We start from the raw sequence: 20,157 nt of genomic DNA, 5'->3' as shown, positions 1-20,157 counted from the left end.
CCCGCTCACCGTCGCGGGCTCTTACGCGGCATGGATGCCGCGTAAGAGCCTACACGGACGTACTTGCGGCGTGTCCTGCGATGGTGGGCGGGCAAGGACCCTGCAACCTGGCCGCAGATCATCCGCTGTAAAACCGATCTATCCGCACTGGCCCAGCTACCCCGAACAAGACAACCAAAACTCCAAGGCTCAGCGTCTTTTAGCGCATCCGGTGACGCCTTGGTCGATCGAATGCGCGACGCCCTCAACACCAGGAAGTTGCAGATGGCTTTTACGAAAACCATCCACACGGGCTGGTACCCCCACAGTATGTTGCTCCAAGCAATGGTCGCGCCCGCCTGATACCCACGAAGTCGTCTTGTTGGCCGCTTCTAGTCGGAGGTGTGCTTGCTCGTTTCCGCATCGCGTTCTGCGGGCAGTTTGCGCGCCTCGCGCAGCAGGCCGAACGCGCCCAGGGTCATGCCCGATGCCACCAGCAGACCGACGCCGAACACTGCGCTGGAGCCGAATGCGGACACCAGTTTGTGCACCCACACAAAGGTGAGATCGCCACCGCGGTAGATCACGGTGTCGATCGCCGCGCCGGCCTTGTAGCGCCATTCCCGCTCCACCCGCGTGTACAAGGTCTCGCGCGCCGGCTTGGCCAGCGCGAACTCGCTGGAGCGGGTGATCACCTGCACGATCGCAAGCATCATCGGCAACGGCGAGGCCGTCAGCACGGCGTAGCCCAGCGTGATCGCCACGCCCGGGATCAGCAGCGCCGGTGCGATGCCGAAGCGGGACAACAGCGCGCGTGTCACCAGCAGCTGCAAGACCAGGGTAAGCGCGTTGATCGCCAGGTCGATGCTCGCGTAATAGGCAGTGGCGGCCGCTGCGTCCGTGTAGAGCCGCCGTACCAGCGCTGCCTGCTCGTTATAGAGCAAGGTGCCGACGCCCACACCGAACAACACCACAAAGGCCAGCCAGCGCAGCAACGGCTCGCGCACGATCAGCTTGAGCCCGCCCAGCACATCGCCGCCCATCGGCACCTCGCCGGAGCTCAGCTGTCGCTCCTGCTCGCGCGCAACCGCCCACAAGCGCAGACGCAGCACGCAGACCACGCACACCGTCAGGAACCCGGCCGACACCAGCATCAGATGTGCGATGCCGATGCGCTCGACCAGCGTGCGGGTGAGGATCGGCCCGAGAAACGCGCCCAGCGTACCGGCCGCGCCGATGTAACCGTAGTAATTGCGCGCTTCGGCATTGCTGAAGACGTCGGCCATGAAGCTCCAGAACACCGCCACCGCAAACAGGTTGAAGACCGTCACCCACAAGAAGAACGCCATGCCGCGCCCGGGCACGCCGCTGTCGAACAACACGTAGAACAGCAACAGGGTCGCGATGAAGAAGCCATATACCACCGGCAGGAACACCCGGCGCGGATGGCGGCTGACCAGCGCGCCGTAGACCGGCTGCAGCAACACCATGATCAGGAAGGTGCAGGTGAACAGCACCTGCAGGGTGAAGTCCTTGAGCGGCATGCCGCGCGCAGCGAAGAAGGCGATCATGCCGGTGGGAAAGATCGCTTCAACATCCGCCGACGCGCTCATCGCCTCGCGCACCGGACGCAGCACGTAGTAGCCGCTGAGCAGGCAGAAGAAGTACAGGAACGACCACGCCAGCGGCGGCGAGCTGCGCAATGCCGCATTCAGACGGCCAGCCGCCGAGCGCGGCGGAGATGGGCTGGTCATCGGGTAAGGCTCGCTCGCATCAACGGGCGCGACAGCAGGGACATGGCAGCGGCAACACCCGCGAAACAAGCGCGCAAGTTAGCCGATGCCGCGCTGCATCACCAGCGGCAGCGGGCGGCACGGACCATATCGATCGCGTGCGAGTACGGCACGCAGCTTGCAGCTGCCTCCGTACGGGCCCCGCGCTGCGCTGCAAAGGCGCCGAGCAAGTCGATTTATGAACCTAAAATCATCAATAGGATCAATATGATGCCCATTCATCTTCTGGCAGTTTGTGCTATTGCGAAGCGCGGCGCTAGAATCGCCGGAGGCAGTGGAACAGGCGGGATGATCATGACTCAAATGCGCAGGCGCCGACGGTTCCGACCGTTGGCCATCGGGCTGCTCGGGGCGTTATTGCCTTTGGCCCTCTCTTCCACCGCGCAGACACCCGCGCCGGCTGCTTCTGCGCTGCAGCCGGCCACCGTCGTGCAGTCGCCTACCGCTCCGCTGCAATATCGTGCGTCGCTCCCGGCCAGCCAGGTGCTGGCCCCGGCTGCCGGGTTCGATGTGGCCGCGTTCGAATCGATGGCCAATCAGTTGACCTACGGCAATCGCCTGCCCGGCATGGCGATGGCGATCGTGCAGGGCGGCAAGGTCCTGAGCGCGCGCGGCTACGGCGTCACCGACGTCAATCACCCGCAGCCGGTCGATGCCCACACCGTGTTCCGTCTTGCATCGCTGTCCAAGGCTTTTGCCGGCACCATGGCCGGGTTGCTGGTCAACGACGGCGTGCTGCGTTGGGACAGCAAGGTGGTGGACTACGTGCCCGGCTTCCAGCTCAGCAATAACGTCGCCACCCGGCAACTCACCGTTGCCGAGGTGCTCAGCCACCGCGTCGGGCTGACCCGCAATGCCTACGACAACGATATCGAGTCCAACGTCGACTACTACTCGCTCAGCCACAAGCTTGCGGCCGCGCCGCTGCGCTGCGCGCCCGGCGATTGCTATGCGTACCAGAACGTTGCTTTCAGCCTGGTTGGCGATGTGGTGTTCGCTGCGTCAGGCAGCTTCTACGAGCAGTCGGTGGAACGCCGCATCTTCAAGCCGCTGGGCATGAACGATGCGAGCATGGGTCTGGCCGGTATCCAGGCCAGTCCACGCTGGGCGCGCCCACACGTGCGCAGCCGCAATGGCTGGGTGTCGCTGACGCCCAAGCCGACCTACTACCGCCTCGCCCCCGCTGCCGGCGTCAATGCCAGCGCCAGCGACATGGCGCAGTGGTTGCTCGCGCACACCGGCCACCGTACCGACGTGCTGCCTGCGCCGCTGCTGGCGACGTTGCACGCGCCGCTGATCTCCACACCAGGGGAAATGCGTTCGGGTTGGCGCCACGAGCGCGTGGACGCTGCCAGCTACGCGCTGGGCTGGCGCGTGTTCGACTACGCCGGCCATCAAGTCGTCTTCCATGCCGGCGCAGTGCAAGGCTACCGCGGCTTGGTCGCACTGCTGCCCGAGCGCGATCTCGGCATCGCAATCATGTGGAACGGCGAGAGCGGTTTGCCCTCCGGCATGCTGCCGACCATTCTGGATCGTGCGCTGGGCCTGCCCGCCAAGCGTTGGCTGGATATCGATGTGGATGGCGACTTCGGCAGCGAGAACATGCTGGCCGAGCGTCCCGACCCTGCCGGCAAAGGCGCTTCGTCCGGCAAGTCGGTGGCATCGCCGCGCTGAGTCGGCGTTGCTGCGACCTCGCACACAGGCGGCTTCGGCCGCCTGTGTCGTTTCTGGCCAGCAGGATCGAATCGGGCCTGTCGACATCGGTGGCCGGAAGCCGGGCATCGCTCCATGGCCATGCGATGACGGTCATGGCAGGCGCACGTCTGATTCACCTTTTCGACTAAGCGCGTCAGGCCTGACTGAAAAGCGGGCGGTGGTTCGTCGCCACATGATGCTGCCCAATGCATCTCCCTCGCTTGGCGCGACCAACCCATCGCACCGCTACGCCAACCGATGGCGGCACTACCGATCGGGACAGACGATGGTCAGCTGGGCGGGCGGCGCAGCGGTCCAGCCCACCAGAAGGGATGGACCGGCGCAAGCGGTGGCGAATCGCAAGTGGCGAATAGGGCGGCGATAGCCACAACGCTTCGGCCTGACATCCCGTCACGCAGAGCGCGGCGCATCCGGTAGCCATAGCTTCGGCTGCCTGCGTGCGACCGCCACGTCCTCGATCATGGACGTTCTGGACCAATAAAAAAGCTCCCTCCCCGCTGGGCGTCGGGGAGAGAGCTCGATGTTTACGGCGATCGGGTAGTGCGGATCAGATCAGCGGCGCCGGGGTTGCGGGCAGCGCGACCGGAGCGGCCTTCTTCTTGCGAACGGCCGGTTTCTTCTTGGCGACCTTCTTCACAGCAGGCTTCTTGGCGGCAGTCTTCTTGGTGGCGGACTTCTTGGTCGCCTTCTTGGCGACTGCCTTCTTGGCGGTCTTCTTGACTGCCTTCTTTGCGGTCTTCTTGACTGCCTTCTTGGCGGCGGTCTTCTTGGTCGCCTTCTTCGCAGTCTTCTTCACTGCCTTCTTGGCGGCAGTCTTCTTGGTTGCCTTCTTTGCAGTCTTCTTCACTGCCTTCTTGGCGGTTGCCTTCTTTGCAGTCTTCTTGACGGCCTTCTTGGCAGCAGTCTTCTTCACTGCCTTCTTGGCGGTCGCCTTCTTGGCGACCTTCTTGACGGCCTTCTTGGCGGCAGTCTTCTTCACTGCCTTTTTGGCGGTGGGTTTCTTTTTCGCAGCTTTTGCAGTGGCCATGTAATTGGCTCCTCGTCAGTGAACTATGGAGGTGAAACGCCCAGTTGAAGCAAACCCCGCAACGGCACGCCGTCGTCGGGAACCATCCGCAGGTAATGCGCGACGGGACGGATACAGAAACACCCGCATCGAACTGCGACGCGGGTGCGTGATCGGAGCGACTACTGCTTTTTTGGAGAGAAGCGGACCCAGCTCCACCGTGGATAGCGCTTCGGTGGACATCTGAAACAAGCGTGTCGGCTTGATGTTGATCCTGCTCACTCTCTTTCGCAGCAACGTCTGCTGGGCGAAACCTAATCACGCTTTTTTTTACTGTCAACAGTCTTTTGCATTTTTTTTTCAACACCTCGTCGCCATGCGCCCCGTCGAGATGCCCCAAAGACGCTGCGCGATGCCGCGCACAGCTGCCCTTCGCATGCGGTCGTGCAACGGCGTTTTCAAAAAAGCACTTCTTTTGTGCTGTTTTTTTTTTGCGATGCAGACAAGCGCGCCGTTGTCCGCTGCACCGATGGAGCGGCGCACACCTTCTCGCCGCAGTGCGCACCGCCTGTCCGCCAGCTGAAAATTTTTTATCCGCCAAGCTTGCCTGAGGCGTCGCACAAGCAAAAATGCGCAAACTTATTGCGCGGTTCTCGACCCATGCGTGCATCCGCATGCGCTGCCAACGGCATGCACTGCACACCGTGTCCGATGTTGGACGCACGCGATGCTGCAGACATTCTTCACCGGCTGCACGCCATCTCCTCACGATTAGCTCACGTCAGAAATCCGGCACCGCGATGCTGGCATCGTGTTGGACGATGTGGCGCGCGAAGACCACGGGCAAGTGCGATTTGTCGAACATCGGCAACGGCATGGGCCGCGATCGACAGCCGGCACTGATCGGTCGCGTGCAGATCGGCAAGATGCACGCCGTCGTCGGGCAGGATCGGCACGCGGCCACCGCCGCGCAGGCAAAAAAAATGGCCGCTCCAACGAGCGGCCATCCGGGTCTGCGACGGGCCAGGCGAAGTCAGTGCGCGTCGTCTTCCAGCAGCTCGGCGTAGTCGTCCGGCGTCAGCAGGTCGTTGAGCTCTTCCTTGTCGTCGAGTTCGACCACGAAGATCCAGCCTTCGCCGTAGGCGTCTTCGTTGATGGTTTCCGGCTTGTCGCTGAGTGCGCTGTTGACCTCAACGACGGTGCCGCTGACCGGGCTGTAGACGTCGGAGGCGGCCTTGACTGACTCCACCACCGCCGCGCCGTTGCCAACCTGCACGGTGTCACCGACGCCGGGCAGTTCGACATAGACCAAGTCGCCCAGCAAGCCCTGCGCATGGTCGGAGATGCCGACAGTCACGCGGCCGCTGCTTTCGACGCGGGCCCACTCGTGGGACTTTAGGAACTTGAGGTCGCCAGGGATCTCGCTCATGGGTGTGCTCCGGGGAAACTGAGGGGTTGGGGACAGGTGGCTAGTTTAGACCGCACGACAAGACAGGTGCACGCGTGTCGGCAGATGGCGGGTGGCGACGGATGTTGCACGCCGCCGGATGTTTGCATGTCCGGCAGCATTTGACTCATTCGCCAAGGACGCCGGGCTGCGCCTGGCCGTCGCGCACGAACGGAAACTTCACCGCGCGCAACGGCACCTGCTTGCCACGGATGTCCACGCGCAGCGCATCGATGCTGCCGGCCGGCACACGCGCGAACGCGATCGCCTTGCCGAGCGTGGGCGAAAAGGTGCCGGACAGGATCTCACCTTCGCCGCTGGCGCTGAGCACGGTCTGGCCATGCCGCAGCACGCCCTTCTCATCCATCACCACACCGATCAGCTGACGCGGTGCGCCCTGCGCTTTCTGCGACTCGAGTACGGCGCGACCGATGAAGTCGCGGCCGTCGTCCAGGGCGATCGTCCAGGCCAGCGCAGCCTCGTACGGACTGACCGTGTCGTCCATGTCCTGGCCGTAGAGATTCATGCCGGCCTCCAGACGCAAGGTGTCGCGGGCGCCCAGACCGGCCGGCTTGACGCCTTGCGCGAGAAGTGCGTTCCAGAACGCCACCGCTGCCTCCTGCGGCAACACGATTTCAAAACCGTCTTCGCCGGTGTAACCGGTACGCGCAAGGAACAGCTCCACCCCATCGCGCGAGCGCGTCTGCAGCGCAGCGAAACGGCCGAGCTTGCTCGCCGCTGCGGTATCGGCCGGATCCACCAGTTCAATGACCTTGGCGCGCGCGTTGGGGCCTTGCACGGCGATCATCGCAAAGTCGCCGCGCTCTTCCACGCGCACCTGGAAAGCTGCGGCCTGTTCGCCGATCCACTGCAGGTCCTTTTTGCGGGTGGCGGCGTTGACCACCAGGCGGAAGAAGTCCTCGCGCAGGAAGTAGACGATCAAATCGTCGATCACCCCGCCCTGCGGATTGAGCATGCAGGTGTACAACGCCTTGCCGGAGACCTTGAGCTTGTCCACCGAGTTGGCGAGCAGGTAGCGCAGGAACTCGCGCACGCGTGGACCGTGCAGGTCGACCACGGTCATGTGGCTGACATCGAACATGCCGGCGTCGCGACGCACCTGATGGTGCTCGTCCAGCTGCGAGCCGTAATGGATCGGCATGTCCCAACCGCCGAAGTCGACCATCTTGGCGCCAAGCGCACGATGGGTGTCGTTGAGGATGGTCTTCTGGGTCATGCGCGCCGGTCCAAGGGAAAGAGGACCATTATCGCCGCCCGGCCGCGCTTGGGGGAACGGCGCAGGCCACGCAGCAGCGCGCTGCGCCAGCCGGACCTGGCCGCGCCATATCGCGCCGCACTGCAGCATCGCTGCCTCGGCGCGACGCGCGTGCCTGGCCCGATCAACCGGACGCCTGCACCTGCAAGGTGTCGGCGTTGCGCATCTCGCCGCAACGGAGCAGGCAGCCGCGCGTTGCGAAACGCCGACGTTGCTGCGAAGGCGCGCTCAGACGCCGCGCGGCGAGAACATGATGATCGCCATGCCGAGCAGGCAGCACGCTGCGCCAAGCAGATCCCAACGCGTCGGCGTCACCCCGTCCACCCACCACAGCCACACCAGTGCACTGGCGATGTAGACCCCGCCATAGGCGGCATACACGCGCCCGCTGGCATCGGGATGCAGGCTCAACAACCATACGAAGATGGCCAGGCTCAACGCCGTCGGCAGCAGCAACCAGATGCTGCCGCCTTTACGTAGCCAGAGATAAGGCAGGTAGCAACCGACCAGCTCGGCGATGGCGGTGGCCGCGAACAACAACAGCGTGGTCGGTGCGACATTCATGCACGGCCTGGCTTGCCGACGCCCTGCTTGCCGGCATCAGCTTGCTGCAGCTCGGAGGTGTCGCGCGCCTGATCGCCGACCGCCGGCGCGTCAGTGACAGGCGTTGCGGCAGCCAGGTGACCGAAAGCAGACGGATCACCGCCGCGTTCGCCGCGCTTGACCTGTTGCCACAGCGCCTCCTGTTGCTGCAGCGAGAGTGCGACCAAGGAGGTGCCATTCGCCTGCGCCTGCGCTTCCATTGCGCGAAAGCGACGCTCGAACTTGAGGTTGGCGTGGCGCAGCGCCGCACCCACGTCGACCCTGGCATGGCGCGCCAGGTTGGCGCAGACAAACAACACATCGCCGAGCTCGTCCTCCAGCCGGGCCTGGTTGTCGGCGACCGGGCCACGGCCGAACTCCACGCGCAGCTCCTCGATTTCTTCCTGCAGCTTTTCCAGCACCGGGGCCGGGCCGGGCCAATCGAAACCGACCCGCGCCGCACGCGCCTGCAGTTTGGTGGAGCGCTGCCATTCCGGCAGGCCGCGTGCGATGCCGGCGAGCGCGGAGTCGTCCTGATGGCCCGCCGCGCGACGTTCGTCGCGCTTGATCTGCTCCCAGTTGGCGCTCACCGCCTGCGCATCGTCGGCGCGTTGCTCGGCGAAGACATGCGGGTGGCGGCGCACCAGCTTGTCGCTGAGCGTGGCGACCACGTCGGCGAATCCGAACGCGCCCTGCTCGGCGGCCATCTGCGCATGGAAGACCACTTGCAAGAGAAGGTCGCCCAGCTCGTCGCGTAGAGCCGGCAGGTCGTTGCGATCGATGGCGTCGGCGACTTCGTAGGCTTCTTCGATGGTGTACGGCGCGATGCTGGCGAAGGTCTGCTCCACATCCCACGGACAACCGTGCTCACGGTCGCGCAGGCGCGCCATCAGCTGCAGCAGGCGCTGGAGGTCGCCGGTCGGCGGGGACTGAGACATGGTGGGTTCCTGGCAGATGTGGTGCAGTTGAGCGGCGTGGCCAAGCGATGCCGTTAGCAAGTACCGCGTCACCTGGCGGCAGGCGATGCGTAAGGACCGCGTTGGACATGACTGCATCGGGATTGCACGCAGCCGTCGGAGCCTTCCGGCGGGCGCGCAGGCAGCTGTCGGCGATGCTCACACCAGCCAGCTGCGCCATGGCAGATTGGGATCGCCCAGCGCGATGAAATCGCCATTGAGCAAGGTGTCGCGGCGGTTGTAACGGAACGGTTTGCCGGTGCCGCCGGCCAGCAGCACACCGCCGGCGGCGTGCAGCACGCACTGGCCGGCCGCGGTGTCCCACTCGGAGGTAGGGCCGAAGCGCGGATACACGTCCAGGTCGCCTTCGGCGATGCGGCAGAACTTCAACGACGACCCTTGCGCGACCACATCGATCTCGCCCATGCGCTCCAGCGCGGCAGCGGTGCGGGCGTCGCGGTGCGAGCGACTGGCGGCAACCCGCAGCGGCGTGGCCGCCGGCGTACGCGTGTGCAACATCTCGTCGCGGTCGCCATCGCGGCGGTAGGCGTTCTCGCCGCGCGCGGCATACCAGACCCGGCCATCGACCGGCGCCTGCACCACGCCGAGCACCGGTGCACCCATATGGATCAGTGCGATGTTGACGCTGAACTCGCCGTTGCGCTTGACGAACTCGCGGGTGCCGTCGAGCGGGTCGACCAGCCAGTAGCTGGTCCAGAACTGACGGTCTTCCCAGGCCACGTGCGCGGATTCTTCCGACAGCACCGGCACGTCCGGGGTGACCCGGCGCAAGCCTTCGACGATGACACGATTGGCGGCAAGGTCGGCCTGGGTCAGCGGGCTGGCGTCGTCCTTGATCTGCACCGCGAAATCCTGCGCATAGACATCCATGATCGCCGCCCCCGCCTCGCGGGCGATGGCGATCACGGTTTCGCGCAGTTCCATCGGGATGCGGATCATGGGTTGCGCTCCAGCCACTCGCGCGCGATGAACAAGGCGGCCAGCGAACGGCCTTCGGAAAAATCTTCGCGCAGCATCAATTCGTCCAGACGGGCGATCGGCCAGGGCACCACCTCCATCTCTTCCGGCTCGTCGCCCACCAGGCGCTCGGGATAGAGGTCGCGTGCCAGCACCAACCAGGATTGGTGACTCATATAAGTAGGAGCGAGCGTCATCGCACGCAGCACCTGCACCTGGCGCGCGCCGTAACCGGCTTCTTCCTTGAGCTCGCGGTCGGCGGCCTGCTCCGGTGTCTCGCCGGCATCGATGCGGCCCTTGACCAGACCCAGCTCGTAGCGATGCACGCCGGCGGCGTATTCGCGCACCAGCAACACCGTCTGCGCGTCGAGCATCGGCACCACCACCACCGCGCCATGACCCTGGCTGAGCTGGCGTTCGTAAAGGCGACGCTCGCCATTGGAAAACTCCAGATCCAGCTGCTGGCGACGGAACGGCCCGTCGCCCAGATCGGTGATCTTGTGGATGGTCGGCAGGCGCGGGCTCATGCGCAGCACGCAGCGGCGAAGCCGACCGATAGAATAGGCGTATGCATCGACATGTTCATGAGCCCGAAATCCTAGCAGACCCGGCAGCCTCTCAAGCTGACGAACATTGGCGGCAACGCGATCTTGAGGTGCTGTGGCACCCCTGCACGCAGATGCGCGAGCACCCGCACACACTTCCGCTGGTGCCGATCGCCCGTGGCGATGGCGCGTGGCTGATCGGCCACGACGGCCGCCACTATCTGGACGCGGTCAGCAGTTGGTGGACCAACCTGTTCGGCCATAGCGAACCGCGCATCGGCGCGGCCATCGCGCGCCAGGCTGGCGAACTGGAGCAGGTGATGCTGGCCGGCTTCACCCATGCGCCCGCCGTGCAGCTGGCCGAGCGTCTGCTGGCGATCGCGCCGCGCCAGGCCGGCCGCGCGCCGTTGTCCAAGGTGTTCTATGCCGACAATGGCTCGGCCGGCGTGGAAGTGGCCTTGAAGATGGCCTTCCATTATTTCCACAACCGCGGCGAGCACCGCCGCACGCGTTTCGTGGCGCTGGAGAACGGCTACCACGGCGAGACCATCGGCGCACTGTCGGTCGGCGACATTCCGTTGTATCGGCGCGTATATGCGCCGTTGCTGCTGGAGTCGATCTTTGCGCCCTCGCCCGATGCCTACCTGGCCGAGCCTGGACAGAGCGCGGAAGACTACGCACTGCAGGCGGCCGATGCGCTACAGGCGGTGTTCGAACAATCCCCTGGCGAAATCTGCGCACTGATCCTTGAGCCGCGCGTACAGTGCGCAGGCGGCATGCGCATGTATCACCCGGCCTATCTGCGCCGCGCACGCGAATTGTGCGACGCGCATGGCGTGTTCCTGATCGCCGACGAGATCGCCACCGGCTTCGGTCGCACCGGTAGCCTGTTCGCCTGCGAGCAGGCCGGGATCATGCCCGACCTGTTGTGCCTGTCCAAGGGGCTGACCGGCGGATTCCTGCCGTTGTCGGCAGTGCTGGCCACGCAGCAGTTGTACGACGCGTTCCTGGACGACGCGCGCGAACGTGCGTTTCTGCATTCGCATAGCTATACCGGCAATCCGCTGGCATGCGCCGCCGCGCTGGCAACCCTGCAGATCTTTGCGGATGACGATGTCATTGCGCGCAACCAGCGCACCGCCGCGCACATGACCACGCTGGCTGCGCAGATCGGCGAACACCCCGCGGTGGCGGACGTGCGCCAGGCCGGCATGATCGTGGCGTTCGAACTCACGCAGGGCGGCGACAAACGCACGCCATTCCCGGCTGCGGCGCGGGTGGGCCTGAAGGCCTATCGCGCCGCACTGGACAAGGGCGTGGTGCTGCGCCCGCTCGGCGACGTGCTGTACTGGATGCCGCCGTATTGCGTGGACGACGCGCAACTTGCGCTGCTGGCTGCGACCACCCGCCACGCTATCGGGGAGGCCGTCGCATGCGCCTGACCCGCTCCCATGTCGCACTGCCGCTGCACTGCGACCAGGAGGTGACGCTGCCGGAAGAGTCGGCCAATCACCTGCTGCGTGTGCTACGACTGCGCGAGGGCGATGCCTGCGTGCTGTTCAATGGCGACGGCAGCGACTACCACGCGCGCATCACCCTGGCCGGCAAGCGCGAGGCACGCGCACTGGTGGAACGTGCCGAGCCGCTGGGCAACGAATCACCGTTGTCGATCACCCTGATCCAGGGCATCGCGCGCGGCGAGAAGATGGATCTGATCCTGCAGAAGGCCACCGAGCTGGGGGTGACGGCGGTCGTGCCGGTCAACGCCGAGCGCACCGAGGTCAAGCTGGATCCGGCGCGCCTGGAAAGACGCCTGGCGCATTGGCGCAGCGTGGTGGTGTCGGCCTGCGAGCAGTCCGGGCGTGCGCGCATTCCCACGGTCGCTGCGCCGCACGGCCTGCAGGACGCAGCGCAGGCCAGCGACCGGCAGGCGCTACGGCTGACGCTGGACCCGTACGGCGAGCATCGCCTGGGCACCCTTGCGCTGGGCGCACAACCGCATGTGGTCGTGGCGATCGGCCCGGAAGGCGGCTGGTCGCCACGCGATCGCGCCACCCTCGCCGAGGCAGGCTTCAGCGGCCTGCAACTGGGGCCGCGCATTTTGCGCACCGAAACCGCGGGGCTGGCCGCGATTGCGGCGCTGCAGTCGCGGCTCGGGGATCTATAGCGCCATGTCGTCGTAGGAGCGCACCTGGGCGCGACCGGGCGTTTATCGGTAACGCTTCGTCGCGCCCGGGTGCGCTCCTACGGGGAAATGCGGCCGTTGCGTGTTGCATTGACTGCACCGTCCACTGCATCCCGGCCTGACACCCACGCTGGCTCGTAGGAGCGCACCTGGGCGCGATTGGGCATTATCGGTAATGCCTCGTCGCGCCCTGGTGCGCTCCTACGGGGATGCGGAGTTGATCGGTGGGTGCAGACAGCTGCACCGGGCGATGCGCACGCGCTCAGCGGCCGTGCTGCAGGAACCAGCTGGCCGCGCCGATCACACCGAGCTGGCCGTGCTCGACGATACTGACCGGCACCTGTTCCAGCGCCGGACGCAATGCGCCCTTGTCGAGCAGACGTGCGACGAAATCACTTGCGGCCACGAATGCGGCAATCTGCGGCAGGAACCCACCCGCCAGATAGACGCCGCTGCGCACGCCGTAGAGCAGCATCATGTCGCCGACCACGCTGCCCATGAAACCGCAGAACGCCTGTAGCGCATCGCGCGCCAGTCCGTCATCCCCAGCCAGTGCGGCAGTAGTGACATCGGCCGGGCTGGCATGCAGCACCGGCGCGCCACGCAGCGCGGCCAGCGCGGTGTAGAGATTCAACAGACCCGGGCCGGAGAGCAGGTGCTCGGTGGCCACGTGCGTGCGCGTGCGGCGTAGCTCCTGCAGCAAGGCCACCTCCAGATCGCTGGCTGCGGCAAGCGCGGCGTGGCCGGCCTCGGTCGGCAACACCACCGGGCTGGCACCGTTGGGAATCCACAACGCCGCGCCCAGGCCGGTGCCGGGACCCAGTATCAGCGCCGGACCCGGTGCGCCCTGCGGCGGGCCGGACAACTGCATGACCTGATTGCCGGCCATGTAATTGGCCGCATGCGCCACCGCTTCGAAATCGTTGACCAGATGCAGCGCCTGCATGCCGAGCTGGCGGCGGATCTGCTCGGGCGCCAGTACCCACGGCAGGTTGGCGGTGATCACGCTGCCGTCCTCCAGCGCATACCCGGCGCTGGCGATGACGCCGCGCTGCACCGGTGCGCAGCCCAGCTCCGCAAAGAACGCGGCCATGATCTCGGCCAGGCCCGGGTAATCGGCGCACCGGTACTTGCGATAGTCCAGCACTACGACCGGTTGGCGTGGATCGACGCTTTCGCACACCAGCGCCAGACGCACATGCGTCCCTCCTACGTCTGCGGCAACGAAGGTGTCGGGGCGCGGAAAGGCCACCGCTTCCATTGGACTGCTTGCGCTCACGCATTCTCCTGATAAGTGGCCGCGGGCCGACGTCACGCCCGTCGTCAGACGAACGGTGACGGCAGACAACGTTGTCAGCAATTGCCTTGCAACGCAACCGTGACGGTTACGATTTAAACAGGATGCCGCAAATTTCATCATCCACTGAAAATCCGCACCTGCGGCAACGATTTCAGCACAGACCATGGCCTCTCATCCGCACATACGCGATTCCCCATAGAAGCGGCCGATCACAACACAGACGCGCTATTGGCACGCTGCACGACAGTCATGACGAGGTGCATGGCGTCAACCGGAAATGCTGCAATGCAGCGCAATCGCAGTCGCTTCAGAGATCTGTGACGATGTGTTGACAACGCTGTCAACGCTACGCGAGACTCGATCTAAATCGGAGTTATGGCAGGCGGGGCCATGGACTGTTCGCCACTCAGGAACGGGCCCTCCCTCGCCGGCGCATTCCAGGTTCGTGAGCGGGACATCGCCTGATGTCCGACTCGCTGAAGTCGCAGTCGCTCTATCGCTTCACCACACGGGGGACACCTCCTCTACCACGCGAATCACCTGGACCCGCCGCTTGCGACGCGTGCCAGTGCGATCACCGCGATCGGTCAGGGCGTGTTGTTTTGCCGGCCACGCCGAGCGCGTGACGCCTTTCCGAGGCGGCGCGCTCACAGCACTAACCAACGAGGTTTAGCCATGCACAGCCGCACCACGACGTTAGCACTCTGTATCACCGCCGCTCTGTACTGCTCCGGCTCTGCAATGGCTGCCGGACAAGAACAACAGGCTGCTGCTGCCACACCGTCGACGACCACCGAGCTGGATACCGTCACCGTCACCGGTTATCGCGCGTCGCTGGAGAAGAGCCAGGCGGTCAAGCGCTCGGCCAACTCGATCGTCGATGCGATCAGCGCCGAAGACATCGGCAAGTTCCCGGACGTCAACGCCGCCGAATCGCTGTCGCACCTGCCGGGCATCAGCGTCGATCGCCAGTTCGGCGAAGGCGAAAAGGTCAGCATCAACGGCACCGACCCGGCCTTGAACCGCGTGCTGCTCAACGGCCAGACCATCGCCTCGGGCGACTGGGGCGGCAACCCGACCGACACCAGCGGCCGTACCTTCAACTACACCCTGCTGTCGCCGGAAATCATCGGCCTGATGGAGGTCTACAAGACCCCGGAAGCGCGCATCGACGAAGGCTCGATCGGCGGCACGGTGATCGTGCACACCCGCAAGCCATTGGACCTGCCCAAGAACACCATCCGCGGCTCGGTCGGTTACAACTACAACGACCGTTCGGAAGAAGGCAATCCGCGCGGCTCGGCGCTGTGGAGCTGGAAGAACGACGACGAGACCTTCGGCGCGTTGATCTCCGCCACGCATGACAAGCAGGATCTGGCACGCGCCGGTATCGAATACTTCGGCTACACCACCGGCGCCAACATTCCCGCCAGCGCCACCATCACCGGCGACGGCAGCGATGTAGCCACCGCCCGTGTGCCGGCCGGTATCAACAGCGCGTTCTTCCAGCAGACCCGCGAACGCAGTGGCGTGCAGGGCGCGTTGCAGTGGAAGCCGAACGAGCAGAACGAGTTCAACCTGACCGGCCTGTACATCAAGGGCAAGTACAACAACTTCAGCGAATCGCGTTACGTCTGCCCGGCGTGCAACAACGACCTGCAGAAGGTCACCAGCGCCAATGTGCAGAACGGCGTGGTCACTTCGGCGACCTTCGGCGATGGCGCCGCGGGGCAGCCGTACGCACAGCTGGACGCGAACTATCGCGAGAGCACCGTCACCACCAAGAGCCTGAACCTGCGTCACGACTGGTCGGGCGAGAAGTGGGTGTTCACCACCCAGGTCGGCGACACCAAGGCCACCGGCGGCAAGAACCCCGAGTACCTGATGAAGTTCCTGATGACCGACGGCGGCTACAACTACGCCTTCGACGGCCAGAACACCGCGGTGAACTACGACAACGGCGGCGCCTCGAACTGGACGCTGCCCGGTTCGCCGGCCGGCCTGCCTGCGGGTTCGCAGGACTCCAGCGCGATGCAGGCCGGCGGCATCTTCTATCAGAAGAGCACCGACGAAGAGAAATACTTCCAGTGGGATGCGGCACGCGATCTGGAGCTGGGCCCGTTCACCAAACTGATGTTCGGCTACAAGTACATCAACCACAACAACGGCGTGGACGCGCGCGGCAACCGTATCAATACCACCGATGCGATCTCGCTGACCCAGTTCAATCCCGGTACCACCCCGAGCGGTCTGTACGACGGTCTGGGCGCAAGTGGCGACCTGACCACCTGGCCGACCGCCAGCCTGAACTCGATCCGCAACTATCTGCTGTCGCAGCCGCAGGGTCCGTACCGTCCCGATTACGGCTCCTCGTTCGAGGTGAAGGAGATCACGCAGAACTTCTACACCCAGTTGAACTACGAGACCGGCAAGTGGCGCGGCAACGTCGGCGTGCGTCTGGTCGACACCACAGACAAGTCGCTGTACTGGCAGACCGCCGATGGCGGCACCAACTACTCGCGCGTGGCCGAGAACAACGACTATCGCAAGGCGCTGCCGAGCTTCAACATCGCCTACGACATCACCGACGATGCCGTGCTGCGCTTCTCGGCTGCCAAGGTGATCGCACGTCCACGCTATGGCGATCTGGCCGGCACATTCAGCATCAGTAGCGCCAACGGCAACCTGACCGCCGGTGGCGGTAACCCGGATTTGAAGCCGTACGAGTCCACCAACTACGACCTTGCTGCGGAATGGTATTTCGCGCCGTCCAGCATGCTGTCCGGTGAAGTGTTCTATCGCGACATCAGCTCCTACATCGTCAACACCACCAGTCAGCAACAGCTGACCGATCCGATCAGCGGCAATTCCGGTATCTACACGGTAACCTCGCCGATCAACGTTTCCGATGCCAAGGTCAAGGGTGTAGCGGTCAACTACCAGCAGACCTTCGGTCTGGGCTTTGGCTTGCAGGCCAACTACACGTTTGCCGAATCCGATTCCAGTTCCGGTCTGAACCTGCCGTACCTGTCGCGTGATACCTACAACGTGATCCCGTACTGGGAGCACGGCGACTGGACGGTGCGTGTGAACTACAGCTACCGCTCGAAGTACTTCACCCAGATCGGCCGGTTGTCGTCGGAAGATTTTGCAGACAGCTACAAGCAGCTCGACCTGACCGCCTCGTACCAGATCACCGATTACATGGGCATCACCTTCGGCGCGACCAACCTGCTCGATTCCACCTATCGGGTCTTCAGCAACACCCGTGATACCCCCACGGCGTTCTACAAGAACGGCCGCGGTTATCAGGCCCAGTTGAACTTCAAGTTCTGATGTAGCACCGGCGCGCCACCGACCCTCCACGGTGGCGCGCTTTTTTTTGAGCTGTGCGTTGCATGCAGCGCACAGCTCGATGTTGTACCAAGGAGTGGTACTGGCCACGCCCCTTCGCGGTTGAGGGCGCATGGCCAGGCCCGCTTTTGCCATCCACGTGCCGGCTGCGCTGCAACCGCCATGTCTCGCTTGAAGGAGTGCAGTTCCCATGACGACCGATAGCCGCCCTGCGGCTCCATCCCGCCGCCACGCCGGAGCTGCACCCAGAACGCGAATGCCCGCGCTCGGTCTGCTGCTCGCGTTGCCTGCTGCCACGCTCAGCGCGCAATCGCCCACCGCGCCCACCGCCACCACGCTCAGCCCGGCACAGATCGACCAGCAGTGGCTCAGCGCCACCGCCAAGTACGCACCCGAGCGCGAGCGGCTGGTGCGCGAAGCCGAACAAGGCGCGCGCAAGGGGCCGTTCCGCCCCGATTGGGCTGCGCTCAAGGCCTATCAATCGCCGGCGTGGTACGACAACGCCAAGTTCGGCATCTTCATCCACTGGGGCGTGTTCTCGGTGCCGGCGTTCGGCAGCGAGTGGTACTCGCGCAACATGTACCTGGAAGGCTCCAAGGAATTCGCCCATCACGTGGCGACCTACGGGCCGCAGGCGCGCTCCGGCTACAAGGATCTGATCCCCAAATTCACCGCACCCAAGTTCGATCCCAATGGCTGGGCCAAGCTGTTCCGGCAATCCGGCGCACGCTATGTGGTGCCGGTGGCCGAGCACCATGACGGCTTTGCGCTGTACGACTCCAGGTTGTCGGACTGGACCGCGGTCAAGATGGGTCCCAAACGCGATCTGCTGGGCGAATTGTCCAAGTCGATCCGCGCGCAGGGATTGCACTTCGGGCTGTCTTCGCACCGCGCCGAGCACAACTGGTTCTTCGATGGTGGACGCACCTTCGATTCGGACGTCAACGACCCGCGCTATGCCGCGCTGTACGGCCCGGCGCAGGTGCGTCTGCCGGGCAAGGACGATGCCGATGTGGCCAACGACTGGACGCCGGTGTCGCAGGCGTGGCTGGACGACTGGCTGGCGCGTACCACCGAGCTGATCGACACCTATCAGCCGGACCTGATCTATTTCGACTGGTGGATTGCCCACCCCACCTTCCGCAGCAGTCTGCCGACCATGCTGGCCTACTACTACAACCAGGGCGCGGCGCGCACCGAAGCCGATCGCGGCGTGGTGGTGAACTACAAGCTGGGCGCGTTTCCGGAAGGTGCCGGCACATTGGACATCGAGCGCGGCCAGCTCACCGGCATCCATCCCACCCATTGGCAGACCGATACCTCGGTCAGCAATGCCTCGTGGGGCTACATCGAAAACGACACCTACAAGTCGCCGACCTTCATCATCCACATGCTGGCCGACGTGGTGGCCAAGAACGGCAACCTGATGCTCAACATCGGCCCGCGTGCCGATGGCTCGATCCCGGATACCGAGCGCGGCATCCTGCTGGCGATCGGCAAGTGGCTCAAGACCAACGGCGGCGCGATCTACGACAGCAAGCCGTGGCGCGTGTATGGCGAAGGCCCGACCGAGGTGGTCGGCGGCACCTTCCAGGACGTCAAGACCAAGCCGTACACCGCCGAGGATTTTCGCTTCACCACGCGCGATGGCGCGCTGTATGCGATCGAACTCGGCTGGCCGGCCGGTGGCAAGGCGGTGATCCGTTCGCTCACGCCGGCCGACGGCGTGCGCGGCGTGACGCTGCTGGCCAACGGCAGGAAAGTGCCGTTCGAGCAGCAGGCCGACGGCCTGCATCTGAGCCTGCCTGCCAAGCCAGTGGGCGAGCACGCCTACGTGCTGCGCATCGATCTTTCTTCTTCCACTCCCTGACGGATGCTGTTTTCATGAGCAAGCGATTGACCTGGATGTTGCTTGCGCTGGCGTTTGCCTGCGCCCCGGCCCTGGCCAAGAACCCCACCGCGTTGTTCTATCTGATGAACACGCAGAAATCGACCAACGCGTTCCTGGCCAATGTCGACAAGATCGACGTGGTGGTGCCGACCTGGTACGGCGTCGACCAGAACGGCCTGGTCAACGGCACACCCAACACCTACCTGTACGACATCGCCAAGCAGAAGAACCTGCGGGTGATGCCGATCCTGTCGATGACCACCGGGCGCGACGGCTTCCACAAGCTGATGCACGACGAAGCCGCCAAGAAGCGCATGATCGAATCGCTGCTGATCCACGGCAAGCAGCACAAGTACTATGGCTTCCAGTTCGATTTCGAGAACATCGCCTGGACCGACCGCGATGCCTACACGCTGATGGTCAAGCAGACCGCCGATGCGCTGCACAAGGCCGGCTTCAAGCTGTCGGTGGCGGTGGTGCCCAATGCGCCGGGCCATGCCGAAGGCGGCCAGTTCTCCAAGTGGATGTGGGAGTACTGGCGCGGTGCATACGACCTCAAGGCGCTGGGCCAGGCCGCGGATCTGGTCAGCATCATGACCTACGACCAGCACACCCGCTGGACCACGCCAGGCCCGGTCGACGGCATGGTGTGGATGAAAAAGCACCTGGACTACGCGATCACCCAGGTGCCGAAGGAAAAACTCTCGCTCGGCATCGCCACCTACGGCTACCGCTGGTACACCGGCAATCCGGTCAAGGAAGACGGCACCGAAGCGTCGAACATCTCCGCCACGTACATCGATGCCGACGAATCGTTCCCGCTGGCGATCGAGCAGAACGCCACCGTGCAATGGGATCCGGTCGAGCAGGAATCGTGGTTCTACTTCTACCGCGACGACATGCGCGAGTGGGTGTTCCGCCCGGATGCGCGCAGCTTCAAGGCACGCTACGACCTGGTGAAGCAGTACGGCCTGGAAGGTTTCAGCTGCTGGGTGCTGGGCGCCGAAGACCCGAAGGTGTGGGACGAGTTGCCGACCGCGCAGCGCTGAACGCGTCATCGCACTGCTGCACAACATGACGGGCGCGGTCGGTGTTCGCATCGGAATGCATCCACTGCAAGCCGATGCGCGCATTGCCCGCGCCCGCTCT

General features: G+C 64.6%; 17 protein-coding genes. 8 read left to right on the top strand and 9 right to left on the bottom strand.

Annotation, left to right across the window (positions count from 1 at the left end):
• Positions 1 to 371 precede the first annotated feature (371 nt).
• Positions 372 to 1,733: an MFS transporter gene (locus tag FHT09_RS03790; RefSeq protein WP_104605635.1), complete on the bottom strand. Its 1,362-nt coding sequence runs from the start codon at positions 1,731 to 1,733 to the stop codon at positions 372 to 374.
• Positions 1,734 to 2,102: 369 nt separating this feature from the next.
• Here FHT09_RS03790 and FHT09_RS03785 point away from each other — a divergent pair, with 369 nt between their 5' ends.
• The 3 genes from FHT09_RS03785 to FHT09_RS03775 all read left to right on the top strand — a co-directional run bounded on the left by FHT09_RS03785 (position 2,103) and on the right by FHT09_RS03775 (position 5,077).
• Positions 2,103 to 3,446 (top strand): serine hydrolase domain-containing protein, encoded by a 1,344-nt coding sequence (locus tag FHT09_RS03785; RefSeq protein ID WP_172454262.1) that lies wholly within the window; start codon positions 2,103 to 2,105, stop codon positions 3,444 to 3,446.
• A gap of 641 nt (positions 3,447 to 4,087) precedes the next feature.
• Positions 4,088 to 4,519 (top strand): hypothetical protein, encoded by a 432-nt coding sequence (locus FHT09_RS20170; protein WP_258077190.1) that lies wholly within the window; start codon positions 4,088 to 4,090, stop codon positions 4,517 to 4,519.
• 240 nt (positions 4,520 to 4,759) lie between these two features.
• Positions 4,760 to 5,077 (top strand): hypothetical protein, encoded by a 318-nt coding sequence (locus FHT09_RS03775; protein ID WP_181141268.1) that lies wholly within the window; start codon positions 4,760 to 4,762, stop codon positions 5,075 to 5,077.
• 193 nt (positions 5,078 to 5,270) lie between these two features.
• Here FHT09_RS03775 and FHT09_RS03770 read toward each other — a convergent pair whose 3' ends face one another.
• The 7 genes from FHT09_RS03770 to nudE form a co-directional block, all read right to left on the bottom strand.
• Positions 5,271 to 5,501: a hypothetical protein gene (locus FHT09_RS03770; protein WP_181141269.1), complete on the bottom strand. Its 231-nt coding sequence runs from the start codon at positions 5,499 to 5,501 to the stop codon at positions 5,271 to 5,273.
• Positions 5,502 to 5,527: 26 nt separating this feature from the next.
• Complete coding sequence (gcvH, locus tag FHT09_RS03765; RefSeq protein WP_104536012.1) at positions 5,528 to 5,923, bottom strand: glycine cleavage system protein GcvH; 396 nt, start codon at positions 5,921 to 5,923, stop codon at positions 5,528 to 5,530.
• Between the two features lie 145 nt (positions 5,924 to 6,068).
• On the bottom strand, positions 6,069 to 7,178 hold the full coding sequence (gene gcvT / locus FHT09_RS03760) for a glycine cleavage system aminomethyltransferase GcvT (RefSeq protein WP_104536013.1): 1,110 nt from the start codon (positions 7,176 to 7,178) through the stop codon (positions 6,069 to 6,071).
• A gap of 267 nt (positions 7,179 to 7,445) precedes the next feature.
• Complete coding sequence (locus tag FHT09_RS03755; protein WP_104536014.1) at positions 7,446 to 7,781, bottom strand: YnfA family protein; 336 nt, start codon at positions 7,779 to 7,781, stop codon at positions 7,446 to 7,448.
• Complete coding sequence (gene mazG / locus FHT09_RS03750; protein WP_104605639.1) at positions 7,778 to 8,737, bottom strand: nucleoside triphosphate pyrophosphohydrolase; 960 nt, start codon at positions 8,735 to 8,737, stop codon at positions 7,778 to 7,780. The genes FHT09_RS03755 and mazG overlap by 4 nt, the downstream gene beginning before the upstream one ends.
• 177 nt (positions 8,738 to 8,914) lie before the next feature.
• Positions 8,915 to 9,715, bottom strand: coding sequence for a 3'(2'),5'-bisphosphate nucleotidase CysQ (cysQ, locus tag FHT09_RS03745; RefSeq protein ID WP_024939266.1), 801 nt, complete (start codon positions 9,713 to 9,715; stop codon positions 8,915 to 8,917).
• Positions 9,712 to 10,260: an ADP compounds hydrolase NudE gene (nudE, locus tag FHT09_RS03740; protein WP_016905001.1), complete on the bottom strand. Its 549-nt coding sequence runs from the start codon at positions 10,258 to 10,260 to the stop codon at positions 9,712 to 9,714. Before nudE ends, cysQ begins: the two co-directional genes overlap by 4 nt.
• Positions 10,261 to 10,301: 41 nt before the next feature.
• Between nudE and bioA the strand changes: the two genes are divergently transcribed.
• Entirely contained in the window at positions 10,302 to 11,720 is a 1,419-nt protein-coding gene (bioA, locus tag FHT09_RS03735) for an adenosylmethionine--8-amino-7-oxononanoate transaminase (protein WP_104605641.1), read from the top strand.
• A complete protein-coding gene (locus FHT09_RS03730; protein WP_104605643.1) occupies positions 11,711 to 12,445 on the top strand; it encodes a 16S rRNA (uracil(1498)-N(3))-methyltransferase in 735 nt (244 codons plus the stop codon). Before bioA ends, FHT09_RS03730 begins: the two co-directional genes overlap by 10 nt.
• Before the next feature lie 280 nt (positions 12,446 to 12,725).
• On the opposite strand, the gene FHT09_RS03725 is transcribed toward FHT09_RS03730, so the two are convergent.
• Positions 12,726 to 13,742 carry a glucokinase family protein gene (locus tag FHT09_RS03725; RefSeq protein WP_104605645.1) on the bottom strand — a complete coding sequence of 339 codons (1,017 nt, stop codon included), beginning with the start codon at positions 13,740 to 13,742 and terminating at the stop codon, positions 12,726 to 12,728.
• Between the two features lie 696 nt (positions 13,743 to 14,438).
• On the opposite strand from FHT09_RS03725, the gene FHT09_RS03720 reads away from it, so the two are divergent.
• From FHT09_RS03720 to FHT09_RS03710, 3 genes are all read left to right on the top strand, one after another.
• Entirely contained in the window at positions 14,439 to 17,099 is a 2,661-nt protein-coding gene (locus FHT09_RS03720; RefSeq protein ID WP_104605647.1) for a TonB-dependent receptor, read from the top strand.
• A gap of 208 nt (positions 17,100 to 17,307) precedes the next feature.
• Entirely contained in the window at positions 17,308 to 18,987 is a 1,680-nt protein-coding gene (locus FHT09_RS03715) for an alpha-L-fucosidase (RefSeq protein WP_104605649.1), read from the top strand.
• A 14-nt stretch (positions 18,988 to 19,001) separates the two neighbouring features.
• Positions 19,002 to 20,057, top strand: coding sequence for a glycosyl hydrolase family 18 protein (locus tag FHT09_RS03710; RefSeq protein WP_104605651.1), 1,056 nt, complete (start codon positions 19,002 to 19,004; stop codon positions 20,055 to 20,057).
• Positions 20,058 to 20,157 lie beyond the last annotated feature (100 nt).

It is taken from the genome of Xanthomonas sp. CFBP 8152 (assembly GCF_014199025.1).
Classification (GTDB): domain Bacteria; phylum Pseudomonadota; class Gammaproteobacteria; order Xanthomonadales; family Xanthomonadaceae; genus Xanthomonas; species Xanthomonas arboricola_B.
Note: the sequence above shows the minus strand (reverse complement) of the source record. Positions and strands in the feature narration are given on the sequence as shown.